The organism is Sporosarcina sp. SAFN-015 (genome assembly GCF_059415085.1).
The window spans coordinates 1-1671 of sequence record NZ_JBPFDR010000023.1; the positions used below are offsets into that span (position 1 = coordinate 1).

Consider the following 1671-nt stretch of genomic DNA (forward strand, 5'->3'; position numbering starts at 1 on the left):
TCGAAAGAGACGTCATTCCAATTGAAACGGTGTATGCAGAAATGCTCGATAACAATATTGCACATATTCATATTACAAGCTTCTCTGAGCATACGTACGAAGAGCTGTTAGCTGCCTTGGATGAAATGGAAGAACAGGGCATGGAAGGTCTTATCATGGACGTCCGTCAAAATCCTGGCGGCATGTTAAATACGGCTATCGATATTTCAGACCTCTTCGTTGAAAAGGATAAAAACCTATTCCAATATGAAGGAAAAGGAAACAATCCTGAAGTGTATGTTGCATCTGACGGAAGAAAAGTAACAGTTCCTGTCACTCTCATTATCGATGATGGAAGCGCATCCGCTTCTGAAATTTTGGCAGGGGCATTAAAAGAATCTGCAAACGTTCCGCTCATCGGTATTAAGACATATGGGAAAGGGACGGTACAAACACCTAAGGACTTACCGGATGGCTCCAATTTGAAGCTGACAACAGCGAAATGGTTGACGCCAGACGGAAATTGGATACATGAAAAAGGGATCGAACCAGACATCGAAGTACCGTATCCTTCATACGCCATGCTTCCATTCCTTGATCCGTCATTGGAAATGAAAGAGGGAATGGTATCACCTGCAATCAAAACCGCAGAGGAGATGTTAAGTGCTCTCGGTTATGAACCAGGTAAAATTGATGGGTTGTATGATCAAACGACAGAGACAGCTGTTGTAGAGCTTCAGAAGGCATTGTCCTTAAAAGAGGATGGCATTCTTGTCGGTGATACGACGTATGGATTAATGAATGAACTAAGAAATAAAATCCATGAAGACGATCCACAGTTGCTCAAAGCGAAAGAAGTTTTATTGGAACAGGTTAAAAAATGATTGGAAAGCGTCCATTCGTCCGCGATTGGGCGTTTTTCATATACAAATGAGGGTTACTTATGATTGATGTATATTTATTAAGCGGTTTTTTAGGCAGCGGGAAAACGTCGCTATTATTGAATCTTGTCTCCCAATTGAAAGAACAAGGGAGAAAGCCGGCAATTCTTATGAACGAGTTTGGCTCCATTTCTATCGATTCGGATACAGTAGGCAAGGAGAAAGACATTCCGTTGAAAGAACTATTGAATGGATGCATTTGCTGCACAGGTTCAGAAAAAACAGAAGCACAGCTCCAAGGATTGCTCGAAGAGAACGACGATATCGATATCATTTTAATAGAAACAACGGGTGCAGCTCATCCCGTAGAAGCGTTGGACGCCGTGTATTCACCTTTATTTGCCGATCAGTTGCAGATTAAGGGGATTGTAACCGTAGCGGACGCTAAACGGTGGTTGGAAAGGGATACAATGTCCCCTCAAATACGTTCGCTGTTCATAGAACAAATTAGACATGCCCATATTTTATTGGTGAATAAAATCGATTTATTGTCAGAGTCCGAGTTGGCCACAGTATCGATGGAACTTTCAAATTTCAATAATACAGCTTCTATTATTCAAACTCGGAATGCTCATATCGATTTCTCTTTTATCGAAAAGATGCTCAAAAACGTTTCAAATCCATCTTCTGAAGCAATTGTTTCTGGAAGAAATCTTCCTTTGGAATCTAAATTAATTACATTCGATACCCCTGTCGATAAAGACGAATTTGAAGAATGGGTTAAATCATTGCCGGATACTGTGTATCGGAT

General features: G+C 40.9%; 2 protein-coding genes. Both read left to right on the plus strand.

Annotated elements, in window-relative coordinates; genetic code table 11:
• Nucleotides 1-863 (plus strand): S41 family peptidase (locus ACR65H_RS18460; protein ID WP_440502411.1); only part of this gene is annotated, 863 nt, incomplete at its 5' end.
• 59 nt (nt 864-922) lie between these two features.
• A partial coding sequence (locus ACR65H_RS18465; RefSeq protein WP_440502412.1) for a GTP-binding protein occupies nt 923-1671 on the plus strand: 749 nt, incomplete at its 3' end.